The organism is Candidatus Poriferisodalis sp. (assembly GCF_965219595.1).
In the GTDB taxonomy this organism is placed as follows: domain Bacteria; phylum Actinomycetota; class Acidimicrobiia; order Acidimicrobiales; family Poriferisodalaceae; genus Poriferisodalis.
This window is the reverse complement of the sequence record NZ_OZ244781.1, coordinates 2,105,053-2,122,089: the sequence shown is the minus strand read 5'-3', so window position 1 is coordinate 2,122,089 and position 17,037 is coordinate 2,105,053. Positions and strand designations below refer to the sequence as shown.

13 protein-coding genes are annotated in these 17,037 nt (G+C 68.7%); 7 read left to right on the top strand and 6 right to left on the bottom strand.

The window, feature by feature from the left end:
- Positions 1–7 precede the first annotated feature (7 nt).
- Positions 8–3,535, bottom strand: coding sequence for an error-prone DNA polymerase (locus ACOQPE_RS09445; protein WP_420608671.1), 3,528 nt, complete (start codon positions 3,533–3,535; stop codon positions 8–10).
- 135 nt (positions 3,536–3,670) lie between these two features.
- On the opposite strand from ACOQPE_RS09445, the gene ACOQPE_RS09440 reads away from it, so the two are divergent.
- From ACOQPE_RS09440 to ACOQPE_RS09420, 5 genes are all read left to right on the top strand, one after another.
- Positions 3,671–5,245, top strand: coding sequence for an amidase (locus ACOQPE_RS09440; RefSeq protein WP_420608670.1), 1,575 nt, complete (start codon positions 3,671–3,673; stop codon positions 5,243–5,245).
- 41 nt (positions 5,246–5,286) lie between these two features.
- Positions 5,287–6,813: an amidase gene (locus ACOQPE_RS09435; RefSeq protein WP_420608669.1), complete on the top strand. Its 1,527-nt coding sequence runs from the start codon at positions 5,287–5,289 to the stop codon at positions 6,811–6,813.
- A gap of 10 nt (positions 6,814–6,823) precedes the next feature.
- The gene (locus tag ACOQPE_RS09430; RefSeq protein ID WP_420608668.1) at positions 6,824–7,333 is read left to right on the top strand and encodes a hypothetical protein; all 510 of its coding nucleotides are present in this window, start codon (positions 6,824–6,826) and stop codon (positions 7,331–7,333) included.
- Between the two features lie 72 nt (positions 7,334–7,405).
- Positions 7,406–8,257 carry a fumarylacetoacetate hydrolase family protein gene (locus tag ACOQPE_RS09425; protein WP_420608667.1) on the top strand — a complete coding sequence of 284 codons (852 nt, stop codon included), beginning with the start codon at positions 7,406–7,408 and terminating at the stop codon, positions 8,255–8,257.
- A 315-nt stretch (positions 8,258–8,572) separates the two neighbouring features.
- Positions 8,573–10,012, top strand: coding sequence for a D-alanyl-D-alanine carboxypeptidase family protein (locus ACOQPE_RS09420; RefSeq protein ID WP_420608666.1), 1,440 nt, complete (start codon positions 8,573–8,575; stop codon positions 10,010–10,012).
- A 41-nt stretch (positions 10,013–10,053) separates the two neighbouring features.
- Here ACOQPE_RS09420 and ACOQPE_RS09415 read toward each other — a convergent pair whose 3' ends face one another.
- The 4 genes from ACOQPE_RS09415 to ACOQPE_RS09400 form a co-directional block, all read right to left on the bottom strand.
- Positions 10,054–11,787, bottom strand: coding sequence for a DNA polymerase Y family protein (locus ACOQPE_RS09415; protein WP_420608665.1), 1,734 nt, complete (start codon positions 11,785–11,787; stop codon positions 10,054–10,056).
- 58 nt (positions 11,788–11,845) lie between these two features.
- Entirely contained in the window at positions 11,846–12,754 is a 909-nt protein-coding gene (locus ACOQPE_RS09410; protein WP_420608664.1) for a hypothetical protein, read from the bottom strand.
- A gap of 101 nt (positions 12,755–12,855) precedes the next feature.
- Entirely contained in the window at positions 12,856–13,122 is a 267-nt protein-coding gene (locus ACOQPE_RS09405; protein ID WP_420608663.1) for a cupin domain-containing protein, read from the bottom strand.
- Positions 13,123–13,333: 211 nt separating this feature from the next.
- Positions 13,334–13,624: a hypothetical protein gene (locus tag ACOQPE_RS09400; RefSeq protein WP_323670980.1), complete on the bottom strand. Its 291-nt coding sequence runs from the start codon at positions 13,622–13,624 to the stop codon at positions 13,334–13,336.
- Positions 13,625–13,713: 89 nt separating this feature from the next.
- Between ACOQPE_RS09400 and ACOQPE_RS09395 the strand changes: the two genes are divergently transcribed.
- On the top strand, positions 13,714–14,997 hold the full coding sequence (locus ACOQPE_RS09395; protein ID WP_420608662.1) for an acyl-CoA dehydrogenase family protein: 1,284 nt from the start codon (positions 13,714–13,716) through the stop codon (positions 14,995–14,997).
- 10 nt (positions 14,998–15,007) lie between these two features.
- Positions 15,008–15,859 carry a TIGR03619 family F420-dependent LLM class oxidoreductase gene (locus tag ACOQPE_RS09390; RefSeq protein ID WP_420608661.1) on the top strand — a complete coding sequence of 284 codons (852 nt, stop codon included), beginning with the start codon at positions 15,008–15,010 and terminating at the stop codon, positions 15,857–15,859.
- A 48-nt stretch (positions 15,860–15,907) separates the two neighbouring features.
- Here ACOQPE_RS09390 and ACOQPE_RS09385 read toward each other — a convergent pair whose 3' ends face one another.
- Entirely contained in the window at positions 15,908–17,032 is a 1,125-nt protein-coding gene (locus ACOQPE_RS09385) for a DUF1214 domain-containing protein (RefSeq protein ID WP_420608660.1), read from the bottom strand.
- Between the last annotated feature and the right edge of the window lie 5 nt (positions 17,033–17,037).

The window sequence follows — 17,037 nt, the reverse complement described above, 5'->3', positions numbered from 1 at the left end:
TACCTAGCTAGCGGAAGTCGCGGCTGCCCACCGAAGCAGGCACATCGAGAGCTTCGATTCTCTCGGCGATCACGTTCGCCACGTTCTCATGGCGCTCGAGGCGGCCTGACACCATCAGCGCGGGCACGTCGCGCGCAACCGAGCGGTACCGCTGCCAGCATCCCCGCGACACCACCACGTTCACCAAGCCCGTCTCGTCCTCGAGATTCAGGAACGTCGTGCCGCCGGCCGTCATGGGTCGCTGGCGGTGCGTCACCAAGCCGGCAACGCGGATCTTGCCCGGTGGGCACGTAAGCAGCTCCGCAGCAGTGCGAACGCCGGCAGCGGCCAGCTCGGTTCGCAGGAACCTCGTCGGATGCCCGTTGGGGGCTACCCCGGTGGCCCACAGGTCCGCGGCAGCGGTCTCGGTTGCTGACATGCGCCGCAGCGGCGGTGACTCAGCACCGGTCACGACCCCCGCGAGCCGGTCTGAGCCTCCCTGGTGCACAGCCCCGGCCGCCCACAGTGCTTCGCGCCGCGGCAGCCCGAAGCAGTCGAACGCTCCAGCGGCGGCAAGCGCCTCCAGCGCCTGCAGGCTCAGCTCGGCTCGGCGCTGAAGGTCTTCCATGCTGCTGTAGGAGCCACCGACGGCGATCCGCTCAGCAAGCTCATCGCCCACTTCCCGAACCGATGACAGCCCCAGCCGCACAGCCATCCCGCCGGTAGAGGCATTGCACGGCTCCAGCGTGGCTGTCTCGGAGGACAGGTTGATGCAGGGCGAATGCACCACCACCCCGTGACGGCGAGCGTCCTGGCACAGCGAGTGCGGCGAGTAGAACCCCATCGGCTGCGCGTTCAGCAACGCTGCGCAGAACGCTGCCGGGTAGTGCAGCTTGATCCACGACGAGGCATACACCAGGTGAGCGAACGACACCGAGTGGCTCTCGGGGAAGCCGTAGTCGGCGAAGGCGACCATCTTCTCCCAAACCCGCTCGGCCACATCGCCGACCAGCCCCCGGGAGGCCATGCCGCTGAACAGGCGCTCGCGCAAGCGGCCCATCCGCTCGCGGGACCGCTTGGAACCCATGGCCTGACGCAGCTCGTCGGCCTCGGCGGGTGTGAACCCGGCGACGTCGATGGCTATCTGCATGAGCTGCTCCTGGAACAGCGGGATGCCCAGCGTCTTGGCGAGCGAGTTCTCCAGCAGGGGGTGCAGGTAGGTGATCGGCTCTTCGCCGTTGCGGCGCCGGATGTAGGGATGCACCGAGCCGCCCTGGATGGGCCCGGGGCGGATGAGCGCCACCTCTACCACCAGGTCGTAGAAGCAGCGGGGGCGCAGCCGCGGCAGCGTGGCCATCTGGGCGCGTGATTCCACCTGGAAGACGCCGATGCTGTCGGCGCGGCAGAGCATGTCGTAGACCTCGTCTTCCTGGGGCAGCAGGCCGATGTCGACGTTCGTGTGATGCGCATCAGCAATCAGGTCGACGGCGTGGTGCAGGGCCGACAGCATTCCCAGCCCGAGCAGGTCGAACTTCACCAGCCCGACTGCTGCGCAGTCGTCCTTGTCCCACTGCAGCACCGAGCGGTCTGCCTTGGTGGCCCATTCGGTGGGGCAGACATGGGTCACCGGCCGGTCGCAGATGACCATGCCGCCCGAGTGGATACCGAGGTGGCGCGGCGCCCCTTCGAGCGCAGCGGCCAGCTCTGCCACGTTGGCGGGAATGCCGGCCTCATTGTGCTGTGACTGGCTGGGGCCGGACGGGTTGGACCCGTTGCCTGTCGGCTCAGGCCCGGCGTCGCGCCAGTCGCGTGCACGGGGCCGGCCTGCCCGATGGGGCTGGGCCGCCAACCCGTTCGATGCACCGTTCGAGGTGGGCAGCGGGCTGTACCTGTCCAGTGACTTCGACCAGGCATCGGCTTGGCCGGGCTCCCAGCCCAGGGCCCGGGCCATGTCGCGCACCGACGAGCGCGCCCGGTAGGTGATGACGTTCGCCACCTGCGCCGTGTGAGCACGGCCGTAGCGCTCGTACACGTACTGGATGGCTTCCTCACGGCGACCGCTCTCGATGTCGATGTCGATGTCGGGCGGCCCGTCGCGCTCGGGCGACAGGAAGCGCTCGAACAGCAGCCCCAGATCGACCGAGTCGACATTGGTGATACCGAGCGCGTAGCAGACCGCCGAGTTCGAGGCCGAGCCGCGACCCTGGCAGTAGATGTCGCGACTACGGCAGAACGACACGATGTCGTACACCACCAGGAAGTAACCGGCGAAGCCGAGCTGTTCGATGAGGTCGAGCTCGTGATTGAGCTGCGCCCACGCCCCCGGCACCCGCTCGCTCTCAGGGGTGCCGTACCGCCACTGTGCCCGCTGAGCCACGAGGTGCCGCAGGTATGACATCTCGTCGTGACCGTCGGGACAGGGGTACGGCGGCAGGTTGGGCGCAACCAGCGACAGATCGAATGCGCAGTCGCGACCGAGCTGCGCAGCAGTACTCACCACACCCGGCCAGCGGGCGAACCGACGGGCCTGCTCGGCACCGGATCGCACGTGCGCTGTCGCTGCTGGCGGCAGCCAGCCATCCAGCTCGTCGAGGCTGCGCCGGGCTCGCACCGCGGCCAGAGCGACAGCCAGCCGCCGCCCGGCGGGGGTGGCGTAGTGGACGCCGTTGGTACAGACCGGCTCGACACCGGCTCGCACAGCCAATTCAGCCAGCGCGTCGTTGCGGTCGCTATCGAGCGGGTGGCCGTGGTCCCACAGCTCGACGAAGACATTGTGACGGCCGGCTGCGGTGATGAGACGGTCGAGTTGAGCGGCTGCAGCGCGTGGCCCGCCACTCCTTCCTTCGGCCATGAGCGCTGCGGGAACAGCGCCCTTGCGGTGCCCGGTGAGGATCGCCCACTCGTCGCGGTGTGCCGCTGCGGCTGCGAGGAATTCGCCGGTGCTCAAGCGCGGAGCGTGCTTGCGGCCCGCCATCTGCGCTGCCGAGATCAACTCGCCCAGCGCGGCGTACCCCGCCGGCGAGCGGGCCAGCACCACCACATGAGAGCCCACGGGGTCGGCACATCCGGTGCGCTCAGGACGTACCCGCGGCACTCGCCTGCGCTTGGGGGGCGCCGAACTGCCGGCGCCATGAGCGTCGAGCGTCAACTCGTCGGCGCCATACGCGTCGAGCGTCAGCTCAGTGCCGAACACCGTCGGCAGCCCGGCTTCGGCGGCAGCCTCTGCAAAGCGGACCACCCCGTAGAACCCGTTGTGATCGGTCAGCGCCAGTGCTTCGAGCCCCAGCCGCACTGCTTCGTCCACCAGCTCGCCCGGACTCGACGCCCCGTCAAGGAAGCTGAAGTTGGAATGAGCGTGCAGCTCCGCATACGGCACCGTGGGCTCCGCCGGCCGCGGTCGGGCGACAGGCCCGACCCGCTCGCCGCCGGCAGCGAGGCTTTCGCCATAGCTGTGTTTGATGCGCCGGCCCTCACCGGGCCGGCCGGGAAATGGCAGCCGGTCGGACAACCGCCGCTCCAGCTCGGTCCAGGGAATTCCCGGATTCGTAAAACCCACGGCACGACAATAACGAACAACAGTTCTAAGAACAACAGTTTTTGAGAACGCAAGTTCTCTCCAACGGTTTCGCCTCTGGCCTCAGCTCTTGAGCCCGAACTCTCACCCGGCCGGCAACCGCACTACGTTGCGCCCATGGTTGAGACATCACCCGCCGGAAACTTGCCTGACGGCGTAGCCACCGCCGAGCTGTTCGCCTCGGGCGAAGCTTCGGCGGTCGAACTGCTGGCCGAGGCCACCTCCCGGGCAGACCGGGTGAACCCGGAGATCAACGCCATCATCGGACGGCTCGACGACAGCGCCCGCCGTGCGGCCGAACAGCTCGATGCCGCACGCAGCGCCGGCGAGACCGGCGGTTCGTTGGCAGGTGTCCCATTCCTCACCAAAGACCTGACCTGCACGACGCAGGGACAGCCGTACCACGCCGGCAACGCCGCGCTCAAAGAGGCGGGGTACGCGGCGTCGAGCACCGCTCATCTCGCCACGATGTTCGCCGAGCTGGGACTGGTGAACTTCGGCCGGACGAACACTCCGGAATTCGGCCTCACCATCACCACCGAGCCGCTGGCGTATGGGCCGGCAGCCAATCCCTGGAACACCGGCCATTCGACCGGCGGGTCCAGCGGCGGGTCCGCAGCGGCGGTGGCCGCGGGCATTGTGCCCATCGCCCACGCCAACGACGGGGGCGGCTCGATCCGTGTGCCCGCCGCCAACTGCGGGCTGTTCGGGCTGAAGCCGAACCGGGGCCGGGTGTCGCTGGGTCCCGATTCGGGAGACGGCTGGGCCGGCTGGAGTGTCGACGGCGTCGTCAGCCGCAGCGTGCGCGACAGCGCCCGGGTGCTCGACGGCATCAGCCGGCCGTGGCCCGGCGACCCCTACTGGGCACCACCGCCGTCAGGCACGTTCGAGTCCGCGGCGGCACGCGAACCGCGGACGCTCCGGATCGGACTGTGCCCGCACTCCGATTGGGGACCGGTGGACGCCGCATGCAGCCAAGCGGTCGAGAACGCCGGCAGACTGCTGGAGAGCCTCGGACACCACGTCAGCTATTCAGCGCCTGCCGAGCTGTTCCACGCAGAGTTCTTCGAGCACTTTCGCACGATCGTGTCCGCGCAGAACGTCGTCATGCTTGCTGGCTTCGAAGAGGTCTTGGGCCGGCACATGAGCCGTGCCGATATGGAAGGCGATACGTGGGCGCTCATGAACATCGGGCGCGAGGTCAGCGGGGCGCAGTACGTGTCGGCGCTCGAGTGGTGCCATGCCTGGACACGGCGGCTCGCTGCCTGGTGGGCTGACCACGATGTGCTGGTGTCGCCGATCATGGCCGAGCCGCCGCCTCGCCTCGGCGAATTGCGCAATCCCGAAACCGGCCGCGGCCGGCTGAACGACCTGCTGCAGTTCACCCCGCAGTTCAACGTGACCGGCCAGCCGGCGATGTCGGTGCCCCTGCATTGGGCGCCAGAGGCTGAGCCGAACGGCGAAGCCGGGGCCCGAGCGGCCCGTGAGCGCAGCGAACAGGAGCGGGAAGCAACAGGTGACTCGACGAGAAGGCGCACCAATGCGCGCACGTTCTCAGGAAATCTGCCCATAGGCGTGCAGTTCGTGGGCGCGCACGCCAGCGAGGAGATGCTGCTCTCGCTGGCCGGCCAGCTCGAGCGGGCGGCCCCGTGGGCGGGCCGCATGCCGAGTCTGTGGGCCGGCGGCGCATGATCCCCGGCTGCTGAGAAGTCGAGAGGCTGAGAAGCGGGGACATGTCTGCTGACCACCGCTTCACCGACGCCACGGCGCTGGCGCAGGCATTCTCCACAGGCGAGGCCGACCCCACTGAGGCGATGCAGGCTGCGCTCGAACGGATGGAGCGACTGCATCCGGCGTTGAACGCGGTCATCCATCCCCGCCCCGAGCGGGCGCTCGCCGAGGCGGAAGCCTCGGCGCAACGCTGGTCGCGGCGACGGGCCGACGGCGATGCGCTCGGCGACATGTCGGACACCGGCGTGCCGTTCGACGGCGTGCCCATGGCGATCAAAGACCTCGGCTGCGAGCAGGCCGGTGAGTTTCACCACGCCGGCGCCCGTTTCCTGGTGGACCTGGGCTGGCGAGGCTCGCTCGACAGCCACCTCTACGGCCTGCTGCGCGGCGCCGGGTTGGTCTCGGTGGGGCGCACGAACACGCCCGAGTTCGGTACCACCATCACCACCGAGCCGGATGCTTACGGCCCGACGGCCAACCCGTGGTCGCTCGGCCGCTCGCCCGGTGGTTCCAGCGGCGGCTCGGCGGCCGCCGTTGCGGCAGGCATCGTGCCGGTCGCACACGGCAACGACGGCGGCGGCTCGATCCGCGTTCCCGCGGCTGCGTGCGGCCTGGTGGGGCTGAAGCCGACCCGGGGCCGGGCCTCGACCGCGCCGCGCCTCGGCGAACACCGCGGCGGCTTTGCAGTGGACGGCATGCTCACGCGGACGGTGCGCGATGCCGCACGGTGCCTCGACATCATCAGCCGCCCCGCACCGGGCGATCCCTACATCGCTCCCCCGCTTGGCCCCGACGAGTCGTTTGCCGGCGCGCTGACCGTCCCGCTGCCGCCGCTGCGCATCGCCGTGTCGACGGGCAGTCCCGGACGTGCGAGCCCGCCGGTACGACGAGCTGTCGAACAGGCGGCCGACCTGCTCGCCCGGCTCGGCCACCGCATCGAGCCAGACACGGCGCCCGACGGCTGGTTCAGCGCCGAACTCGCCGACCACACGATTGTGGTGCGCACGGTCGGCATGGCAACCGAGCTCGCCGGGTGGGAAGAACGGCTGGGACGCCCGATGACATCCGACGATGTCGAGCCCGCCAACTGGTGGTCGGCGGAGCTGGGCGCATCGCTGCCTGCATCCATGTATGTGCAAGCGCTCGAGGAGCTCGCTCGCTGGCGCAGGCGCGTCATGGCGTTCTGGAACGCCGATGCCCCCACCGGGACGAACACGCCAGAGGGCGACGGCTTCGACCTGCTGATGACCCCCGTGCTCGCGGACGTGACGCCGCCCCTCGGCTACCTGGCCGATCCGGCCGACGGCGCCCGACGGATCGCCGAGCTGGCCGCCTTCGTGAACCAGGCCAACGTCAGCGGGCAGCCGGCCATCTCGCTGCCGACTGCGGTCGACGCCGACGGGCTGCCACTGGGTGTGCAGCTGCACGCGGCGCACGGAGGCGAGCGTCTCCTGCTCGCCGTTGCACAGCAGATCTCCAACGCCGACGGTTTCATCTCGCTGGGTGACCTGCCGCCGGAATCGCCGTGACGCGCGCGTCATGAATCCGTCAGACCGGGCCCTCGAACGGGCGGTGGAGCTGCTCGGCGAGCTGGGTGTCGGCGTGCGCAGTGCCGTGGTCGTCACCGACACCGAGACCGCCCGAGCACACCGACGAATCATGATCGTGCGGGTCGCCGCATTCGCCCTCGGAGCCGGCTTGGCGATTGCGTGGGGCATCGGCTGGCTGGTGATCGTGGCGGCAGTAGTCGCGCACCAGCTCCTGTTCAACGTGCATCGCCTGCTGGCGGCCACCGACGACGGTCTCGTGCTGGCCGACATCAGCTTCCGTCGAGCGGTCGTCGTGGCTCGCTGGAGTTCGGGCAGCGATGCCACGCTGGTGCTGCGCACCGACAGCCCCCGGGTGGAGGTGTCCGTCGAGCCGTCTCTTGACGAGAGCGGTGTCGGCGAACCCTGGACGGGCCATGTGAACGGCACCGACCTCGACAGGTTCGAGGGCACGATTCGCGCCGCCGGCGGCGAACCCTTGCGCCGAACGGCGAGCGACTGAGCCGCCGACGCGCAGCTACCACGCTCACCGACCCCAGAGTCGGACGGCGCGCAACCAGTACGGTGACGCGCCGTGAAACTGCTGCGCTACACCCTTGCCGGTGACGGTTCATCTCACGTCGGCATGGCATCCGCCGACGGCGTGGCCCAGCTCGACGGCATGGATGCAGGCGGCGGGCCGATCGCTTCCATCGGCCGCGCGATCGCCGCGGCGATGGTTGATCCGGCGGCACTCTCGGGGACACCTGTCTCGGTGGCCTGGGACGAGATCGCGTTTGCCGTGCCGGTCGATCCCGGTGCACGCATGCTGTGCGCAGGGGCCAACTACCACAAGAAATATCCCCTGGGCGGCAACGTGCAACCCCCCGCGCAGCCCGTGTACTTCAACAAGCCGCCCGGCACGCTGGTGGCCCACGACGAGGATCTCGTACGGCCGTCTGTGTCGATCCAGTTCGACTACGAAGTGGAGCTGGCAGTGATGATCGGCAGACCCGGGCGCCACATCGAGGTGTCTGACGCTCTCGACTACGTCGGCGGGTACTCGATGCTGAACGACGGTTCGGTGCGCGACTGGCAACGCCACAGCGTGGCCGCCGGCAAGAACTTCTATCGCTCCGGCTCGATGGGCCCCTGGATCACGACCGCCGACGAGATCGCCGACCCCGCAGAGTTGGAGGTGATCTGCCGGGTGAACGGCGAGGAACGCCAGCGGGCCGGCGCCAGCGAGATGATCTTCTCGGTTGCCGAGATCGTCTCTTACCTGTCAAGGGTGATGCCGCTCGAACCTGGCGATGTCATCGCCACAGGTTCGCCCGAAGGCACTGGCGGCTCGCACGACCCGCCGCGCTGGCTGGTTGCGGGCGACGAGATCGAATTCGAAGTTCCTGGCATCGGCGTCCTCCGCAACCGGGTGATCGACGAGTAACGGCATCGCCCGACGCAATCGAGCTGAGAGCCGGCTGAGAATCTCAAGGGGCGACACCCACGACCGAGCGCCCATCGGTACCTTGGGCCGAAGGTCCCGGTCGTCGCTTGCGGCGGCCACTGGCGACCGCAGGCTGACGACGGCGTCGGCCCCAAGAGGCTGAGCCGATAGGCGAAGCCGTGGCCCGAGCGGCCCGTGAGCGCAATCACATGATGCACGGGGAACAAGAGCGGAAAACGACAGGTGCGACAGCGAGAAGGTTCACAGCGACAATCGCGCTCCACCACGGCACGCCCTGCCACGGGGCGCCGCAGCGTGGCGCGCCGTGCAGCTGCTGCGATCGCATTCGCCCTCGTCATCAGTGTCGTGCCGCTCGCAGCCGGAGGCGCCCAGTCGCAGCCGTCCGACGCAGAAATGTCGCGGCTATGCGCACGGGTGGCGCGCACCAGCGCCACACAAGCCGGCGCAACCAACGCCGATTTGCGAGAGCGCCGACAGCAGCTGGAGCAAGAACAGACGGCACTCGAGGCGGAACTCGAGGAAGAAGAGCGCACACGCGAGGAAGCTCAGGCTGCTTTGCTCGTCAAGGTCGGCCAAGTCGACCTCGCCACCGCCGACGTCAACGAGGTGCTGGAGACCTCCGATCAGCTCAAGGTGCTCGTCAACGAACAACGGGCCGATCTCGACCAGGCCGAACTCGAACTCGCCGCGGCCGAAGCCTCCGTCGAAGCCGGAATCCAGCGTGTCCTGGCGCTCGATGCTCAGCACGCCGAATTGGGCGAACGGGTAGTGGAACTCATCGTGCAGACCTACGTCGGTCACGACGCCTCGGTGGAAGGTTCCTATGGTCTGGTGCGCACCGGGGACATCTACGACGCCGCCCGCATCCGAGTGCTGATTGGCGCTGCGCTGGGCGACCTCACGGTGACCGGCGATCAGCTGCGAGCCCTTGGGGTGGACGCTGAGCTCGCTGTGCGCGAATTCCAGCGAGCCGAAGAACTGCGCGACATCCGCCGTGAGGAGTCTGCACGGGCTCTTGACGACCTCCTCGACGCCGTGGAACAGGAAGCAGTCGTACTCGAAGAACTGGAGAACCGGCTGGACCATCGGCTAGGTGAGCTCCAGTGGCTCGAAGAGGTCGATGCTGAAGCTGCCGCGGAAGTGGCCGAGACAACCACCCAGATCGCCGGCGCCATCAGTCAGCAGCAACGAATCACGACCGAGCTCAAGCGCCGAAGCGATGAAGAACGATGCCGCAAATGGCAGGCAGAACAAGAAGCCAGACGGCGGCGGGAAGGCACTGCAGGACAGCCGGTCAGCAACGACTTCGACCGCAGCGAACTCACCTGGGTCGGCGGTTTCGTGGAGAAAGGAATCCGGGTAGGCAGCATCCAGGTGCACGAGTCCATTGCCAACAACGTGGAGAACCTGCTGAGACATGCCGCCCGTGACGGGATCGGGCTGTACGGCGGCGGCTACCGGAGTGCTGCTTCGCAGATTGCGCTCCGGCGAGCGCACTGCGGGACAAGCGAGTGGGCGGTCTGGCAGAAGCCCTCCTACCAGTGCAGGCCACCCACGGCTCGGCCCGGGCGTTCCATGCACGAGCGCGGCCTCGCCGTCGACTTCGTCCACAATGGCCGGTCGGTCAACAGCCGCAGTTCAGAGGCTTTCAGGTGGCTGAAGAGCAACGCCGCAACGTATGGCCTGTACAACCTGCCGAGCGAGCCTTGGCACTGGTCCACCAACGGCAACTGAGGGGTTCAGCCGTTCGGGGGATGGTCGCTGCGCGGGCGAGTTCAGTCGTAGGTGGCTTCGCGCTGCCAGCGACCGCCCTCGACAGCGCAGAGATGGGCGGTGCCGTCGTCGAGCACCAGTTGGAATCGGGCCTGACGGCGCGACCGTGTGCTCCACCAGCGCTCCTCCAGCGGCCATGGCCCTGCCCACGCTGCGATGCGGCTGGTGCGCCCATCGGCCCGGCGCAGCATGGCCGGGGGCGCGCTGGGCTGTGCCCTGCCGCTCACGCCCACCGGATCGCCGTTCGCATCGAGCACCACGAGCGGCTCGGGCTCGACCAGCACCTCCGCAGGGGCTGGCGCGCCCAGCCGTCCTGGCCACGGGGGTGTATCCGATGCACCGGCCCCACGAGGACCGGCTGGGCCTGATGCACCGGCCCCACGAGGACCGGCTGGGCCTGATGCACCGGCCCCACGAGGACCGGTGGTGCCAAACGGGAGGCGCTGCTCGAGATCGGCAAAGCGGCGGCCGGAGCCCAGGCGGCCAACGGTGACCGCGTCAAAGCTGACCAAGGTCTGAACTCGCTGCAGCGCTCGCTCGGCCCGCTCGTCCGCCTCCGACTGGCCACCCCAGAAACCGAGCTGGCGCCCTTCATCGGGAAGCGTCTCGACCGCCCGCAGCCGGATGAACGAGATGCCGCCGGTGGGGCTGTTGCGGCCCTTGGTGCTGCGCCAGCCGTCGAGCTGCCAGCGCATACGGTCGACCAGATCGGGCGGGCTGAAGCGGAATCCGTGGCGCCACCGCCCGTTGCTGGTCTCGCCGTGCTCGGTTTCGGCGCTGATCTCCACGCACACCAGTGCTTGGCCCTCCCGAGCCAACCGGGCGTCGAGCTGATCTGCCAGAGACTTCGCGGCAAAGGCCACCGTGTCGAGCCGATCCGCGGGCGGGTCGATCTCGGTTTCAGCGCTGAGATCAGGCTGAGCGATGGCAGGCTGGCTCAGGCGAGGATCGCGCCCGCTGGCCAGTGCGTGCATCCATTTCCCTTGCGTGCCGAACCTGCCGACGAGGTCTCCCACGGGCAGTGCCGCAAGATCGCCCAGAGTGCGCAAGCCCAGCTGCCACAGCATGCTGATCAGGTCATCGGTCGTGCCATCGGCAGTGCAGCCCGTCAGCAGGGAGCACTCCTCGGCCAGCGTCCCCAGACTCAGCCCGCTCAGGAACTCTGCGCTGCTGCCAGAGGCCACCACCAGCACCGGCGTCGACGGGGTTCGGGCCGACGCCGCCCTCCCAGCAAGGCCAGCGGCAAACAAGCCGTCGGCGATGCCGACGCTGACAGATGATGCTGGGTCGTACATGCCGGCGCCACGAGCGCCGGCTGTCTTCAATGCGCCGGCGCCACGAGCGCCGGCTGTGCCCAGTTCGCTGGCCAGCACTTCAATGATGGTGCGATGCGCCAGCTCCGCCAGCGCCTCATCTCCGCCGTAGTAGCGCGACGGGCCTCGGGTGGGGACGACGCAGCAACCGGGTGCCAGCACTTCGACTCTCGGCGTCAGGTCTTCCAGCGCAGTGACCACGGGGGCGAAACAGCGCGCGTCGAGATCGGGGTCGTGCTCGGCCAGCTCCAAGACGGGACATTCAGTCTGAGCCTGGCGGCGACGCACTCCTGGGCGTATCCCCGCAGCAGCAGCCGCAGGCGTGACGGCGGTGATGCGCCCGGCGGAGACCACCGCCGCTGGTGTGGCCGGGTCGAACCCTGCTGCCACAGCAGACCAGTTCCCGACCTCCGCTGCCAGCATCCGTGGCGGGATACCGGCAGGTTCGTCCTGACTGGCCAAGCCGGCCCGGTTGTCGTGGTTATCCCGCACGGCGCTGCAGGGGGACGACGGCATCGTCACCGGTTCCCGAGGCGTCGGCTATCGAGATGCCGCCCTGGGCAGATGCGACCTGAACAGGCCAGGAAACGGTGTCGATCGCACCGCGGACGGCGGTGATGCGCCCGTTGGCATCGGGCAGCCACAGGACGGCTCGTCGCGGCAGCGACGCCGCACCGCGGCCCGCAGCAACCACCTCGGCCCGGCGTTCCCGCAGCCGGCCGTGCCCGTGCCCGAGACCGGTCCACGCAGCACGTTCCACCGTCATGGTCACGTCTGGACTGAATGCGCCGGCTGTGCCCGATGCACCGACGCCACGAGCGCCGGCTGTGCCCGATGCACCGACGCCACGAGCGCCGGCTGTGCCCGATGCACCGACGCCACGAGCGCCGGCTGTGTTCGATGCGCCGACCTCGATCATCACGGTTCCGCGCTCCCGCAGGCGAGTGCGCAGGCGCCGGCTGTGGGCAGCCGCCAGCCGCACTCCTGCAGCCAGCAAGATCACGTCGACATTGCCGATCAAGGCGTTCAGCACTTCAGCTGCGGCGCTGCCGGGTTCGTCCACGAAGGCCCACCGGTCCAGCGATGCCCCCCGTTCCGCCACCGCCGAGACACCCATGCGCCCCAACCCCACCGCAGCCACCCACCCACCCGTACGCGAGACCTCCGCCGTGAAGGCCGTTGCCAAGGTCAACGCCCCGGGGCCGTGGGCAACCAGCACCGTCCCGGGGACAAGCCCCGGCTGGGTCAGCAGCGGTACCAACTCGTCAGCGACAGGCAGCAGCCGTTTGCTGTGCTCGATGTCCGCAGCATGCGCTATGTCCAATGCGCCGACCCCACGAGGGCCGGCTATGTCCAATGCGTCGACGGTACGACGCAGCTGCACTGCCATCGCGACAGACTAGACGAACAATCGTCTCCACGAACGGTTGTTTATCGGCCGCCGCCGTGCGTGTGCTTTCCCTGCAGCCCCCGGGACAGGGGTTGGGCCAGCTACTTCGTGCCAACCAGCAGGGTCGCGCCGACTGGTCCCGCCATCTCGCTGTGCAGCGTGCCGGCGGAAACCTCGCACCAGTCCCCCACTCCCATGACCCGGGTCTCGTCGGTGAACCCCAGCCGGAACTCCCCCTCGGTCACCATCGCCATGGCCGAGAACTCGTGGCTGTGAAGCTCGCCATCGGCATCGGGCTCGAACTCATAGCTGCGCGGTTCGCCATAGCCCCGCGCCGCCAGCTCGGAACGAAACTCGTTTTCGGTCATGCGTGCCACAGTAGCTACCGCCGTGCCAATCGCTCACGCGGGCGAGCTAGCGACTGTGCTGGTCGCCACCGGCAACGAGTTACCGACTGTGCTGGTCGCTACCGCTAGCGAGCTACCGACTGTGCTGGTCGCTACCGCTAGCGAGCTACCGACTGTGCTGGTCGCTACCGCTAGCGAGCTACCGACTGTGCTGGTCGCTACCGGTAACGAGTTACCGATAGTGGGCGAACAGCTCTTCGATGAGCTCGGCGATGCCGTCGGAGGTGTGGCCCCGGGAGAGGTCGATGGTGGCCACGTTGCCGTACACGTGAATGTGGTCGACGCCGCCCCGCTGGAACAGGCGCCACGCCAGCAGGTCGGCCGGGTCTTCGGCGCTGGCGGCATCTTCGGCGCTGTTGTAGTAGCGGTGGCCCGCCCCGGTCAGCGGGCGGTTGGTCTCGAACTGCACCGTGCCCACACGAACGGACGACGGTCGCTCTGCTACTCGAACGGGCTGACCCATGGCCGATGAGCGTAGCGACATATGTCGCTAGCTTGGGGCTGCTCGTATCCCAGATATTCCGCCTTTCTTGCACGAAACAGGAGCCCGACATGGCCGCTGCCGACACCGCTGAGATCACCGAGGAGCAGTTTGCTGCTGAGGCACTGGAATTCTTGGAGGCCAACGCCAAGCGCAAAGCCGAGCGGCGCGAGTTCGTCTGGGGCGAGGGGCCCGACAACGCGGCGCTCTTCGAGGAAATCGACCGCGAGCGCGAGCGCGCCGAGCTGGAGGCGTCGAAGGAATGGCGGGCCGCCAAGTACGACGCCGGCTTCGGCTGGATCAGCGGTCCGGCCGAATTGGGCGGCGGCGGCATGCCCCGCAAGTTCGAGCGCGTCTGGGGCCAGCTCGAGAGCCAGTTCGACACGCCCGACGGCGGCTTCTTCGGCATCGGCCTAGGCATGGTGGCGCCGACGATCCTGGCCCACGCCGAGCCCGACGTGTCCGCCGACGTGCTGCCCCAGATGTACCGGGCCGACATCGTGGGCTGCCAGCTGTTCTCCGAGCCGGGTGCCGGATCAGACCTGGCCAGCCTGCAGATGCGGGCCGAGCGCGACGGCGAGGAGTGGATCCTCAACGGCCAGAAGGTCTGGACCTCGGGCGCGCATTATTCCGACATCGGCGAGGTGATCGCCCGCTCCGACTTCGACCTGCCCAAGCACCAGGGTCTGACCGGGTTCCTGGTGGACATGAAGGCCCCCGGCGTGGACGTGCGCCCGTTGCGGCAGATGACCGGCGGGGCCAACTTCAACGAGGTGTACTTCACCGACGTGCGCGTGCCCGACTCGCACCGCCTCGGCGAGGTCAACCAGGGCTGGGGCGTGGCGCTGACCACGCTCATGAACGAGCGCGCGGCGATCGGCGGCGGCTCGGGCGGCGGCACCGGCGGCGGCAGCTTCACGAAGCTGTCCGCGATGGCCGCCCACTACGGCCTGAGCGGCGATGCGCTCAGTCGCCAGAAGCTCGCCGAGATCTACACCCACGGCAAGGTGCTGGGCTGGTCGAACCAGCGCACGATGGACGCGCTGCGTGCCGGCAAGACCCCAGGCCCCGAGATGTCGCTGTCGAAGATGGGACTGATCCGCCAGATGAACGCCACCTGCGAGTTCGTGGCCGACACCATCGGCCCGAAGCTGGTGGTCGACTCCGGCGAGTGGGGCACGTTCTCGTGGGCCGGCTACGTGCTGGGCTTCCCGGCGATGCGCATCGCCGGAGGCTCGGACGAGGTGATGCGCAACATCGTCGGCGAGCGAGTGCTGGGCCTGCCCAAGGAGCCTGGCATCGACACCACCAGCCCCTTCCGGGAGCTGAAGGTCGGCACCCAGCGCGCCGAGTGAGCCGACCGGCATGAAGATCGGCTTGGCGCCGACGAACAGCGACTACGGGCCAGCGACCGCCGACATGGCGGTCGAGGCGGAGCAGCGAGGCTACGACTCGCTGTGGGTGGGCGAGCACAGCCACATTCCGGCCAGCCGCGAGACGGTTCACCCCGACGGGGGCGATCTGCCCGAGTTCTACTGGCACATGCGCGACCCGTTCGTATCGCTGGCGACCGCGGCAGCTGCGACGTCGAAGATCAAGCTGGCGATGGGCGTCTGCCTGGTGCTCGAGCACGAGATCCTGGATCTGGCCAAGAGCGTGGCGACGCTGGACGAGGTGTCCGACGGCCGGCTGCTGTTCGGCGTGGGTGTCGGTTGGAACAGCGAAGAACTGGCCAACGTGTCGAGCGTGCCGTGGGCACAGCGCTACAACGCGATGCGCGAGACGGTCGATGCGCTGCGTCTGCTGTGGGCGGAACACGAAGCCGAGTACTCGGGCGAGTTCGTGCGCTTCAAGCCGGCGTGGGTGTACCCGAAACCGGCTCAGCAGCCCGGGCCGCCCGTGCTGGTGGGCTGCCGGGGACGCATCGGCATGCGCCACGTGGCCGAGTACGCAGACGGCTGGTGCCCCCTCGATGTCGGCTTCCGCGACGTGCGAGTGGGCATCGAGCGGTTCCGTACTGCGGTGGAGGCAGCGGGCCGCGACCCCGATGCCATCCCGATCTCGATGTACTGCTATGCGAACCCTGACGCCGAGAAGCTGGAGCTGTACAGCAGTCTCGGCGCCGAACGGATCGTCCTCGGCGCCCCCGACGGCGCCGATCGCCTGGCCCGCTTCCTCGACCGCTACCAACCTCTCGTGGACGCCTTCGCCGACTGACACCCGGCCGGCGATCGGGACGGCTCGCGGGCACCCGCGAACAGGGCGTCAGAGGCGAGTCGGAAGTTCGGCGAGCGGGACGACTTCGGCCTGAGGGGTTTCGATCTCGCCCTCGGGCAGCATGAAGCGCCAGAAGGCGATGCCGAACGGGCGGCCTTCAGTGTCAAGCCAGTTGGGCGTGCCGGGATCGGTGTGGGCGATGACTGCGGTGAAGCGGCCGTCATCGTCGGCGACCATCTGGGCCCGGTTGAGCGAGATGGAGCGGTTCGCGTAGTCGAGCGATTGCAGGTGGCGGTTCCACAGGCTGATGTTGGCGTAGCGGCATTCGGGCCAGCGGCCCCGGATCATCAGCGCCTCATCGGGCCCGATCACGAACGGCGCGAGCGCGTACGCAGCGTCGGTGGCGGACAGGCCGAGGTCGCCGGGCAGACCGGGCGGCGGGAACTCGTTCGGCACCAGCGACACCCACGAGCGCGGCTCGCCCTGGGCCATCGGGACACGATCCACGGTCAGCTCGCGGATCATTGCCGCAATGCGGCGAATGCCGGCGCTGACCGAGTCGTCGGATGGCCGGGGCGCGGGCGTGCCGCCGATGACCTGGATGTCCATCTCCGGGATCCGGGCGGGATTCGTCGCTGCGTGCGTGGTGTCCTCGAAGTAGTGGCGGCTGATGACCGCCCCCTCTTCGGGCGGCAGCTCCAGCCAGTTGCGCTGGCGGGGCTCGCCGCCGACGAAAATCTCGAACCGGCCATCGGCGTCGACGTCCAAGGTCGTGTCGTTGAGCACGCTGAGCACCTGGTTGTCCATCGACCCCCAGCCACTGCTCGACTCGACGGTGATCGACAGGTAGATCGCGTCCTTCGTTTCGCCGGTCACGCGGTACACGTGGTCGGCCGACACCGGCGCCTCGAAGTAGACGGTGTCGGGGTTGTCGCCCAGCAGCTTGCGGCTCGGCGTCACCAAGCGCTGGAAGCGAGGAGCGGACGGATCGCGCTCGAAGAGCCCCACCAGGCCCCACTGCAGGTAGTGCATGAGCGCGCGGTGCGCCTCGACGGCGTCGTCGGCCGTGTGCAGGTTCCACTCGGGTGACACCCAGCGCTCGTCGGCGTCGCGCAGCGTCTCGAGCAGATCGGCGAGCGCCCGGCGGGACTCGGTCTCGGGAAGCGGGTCCATGATCG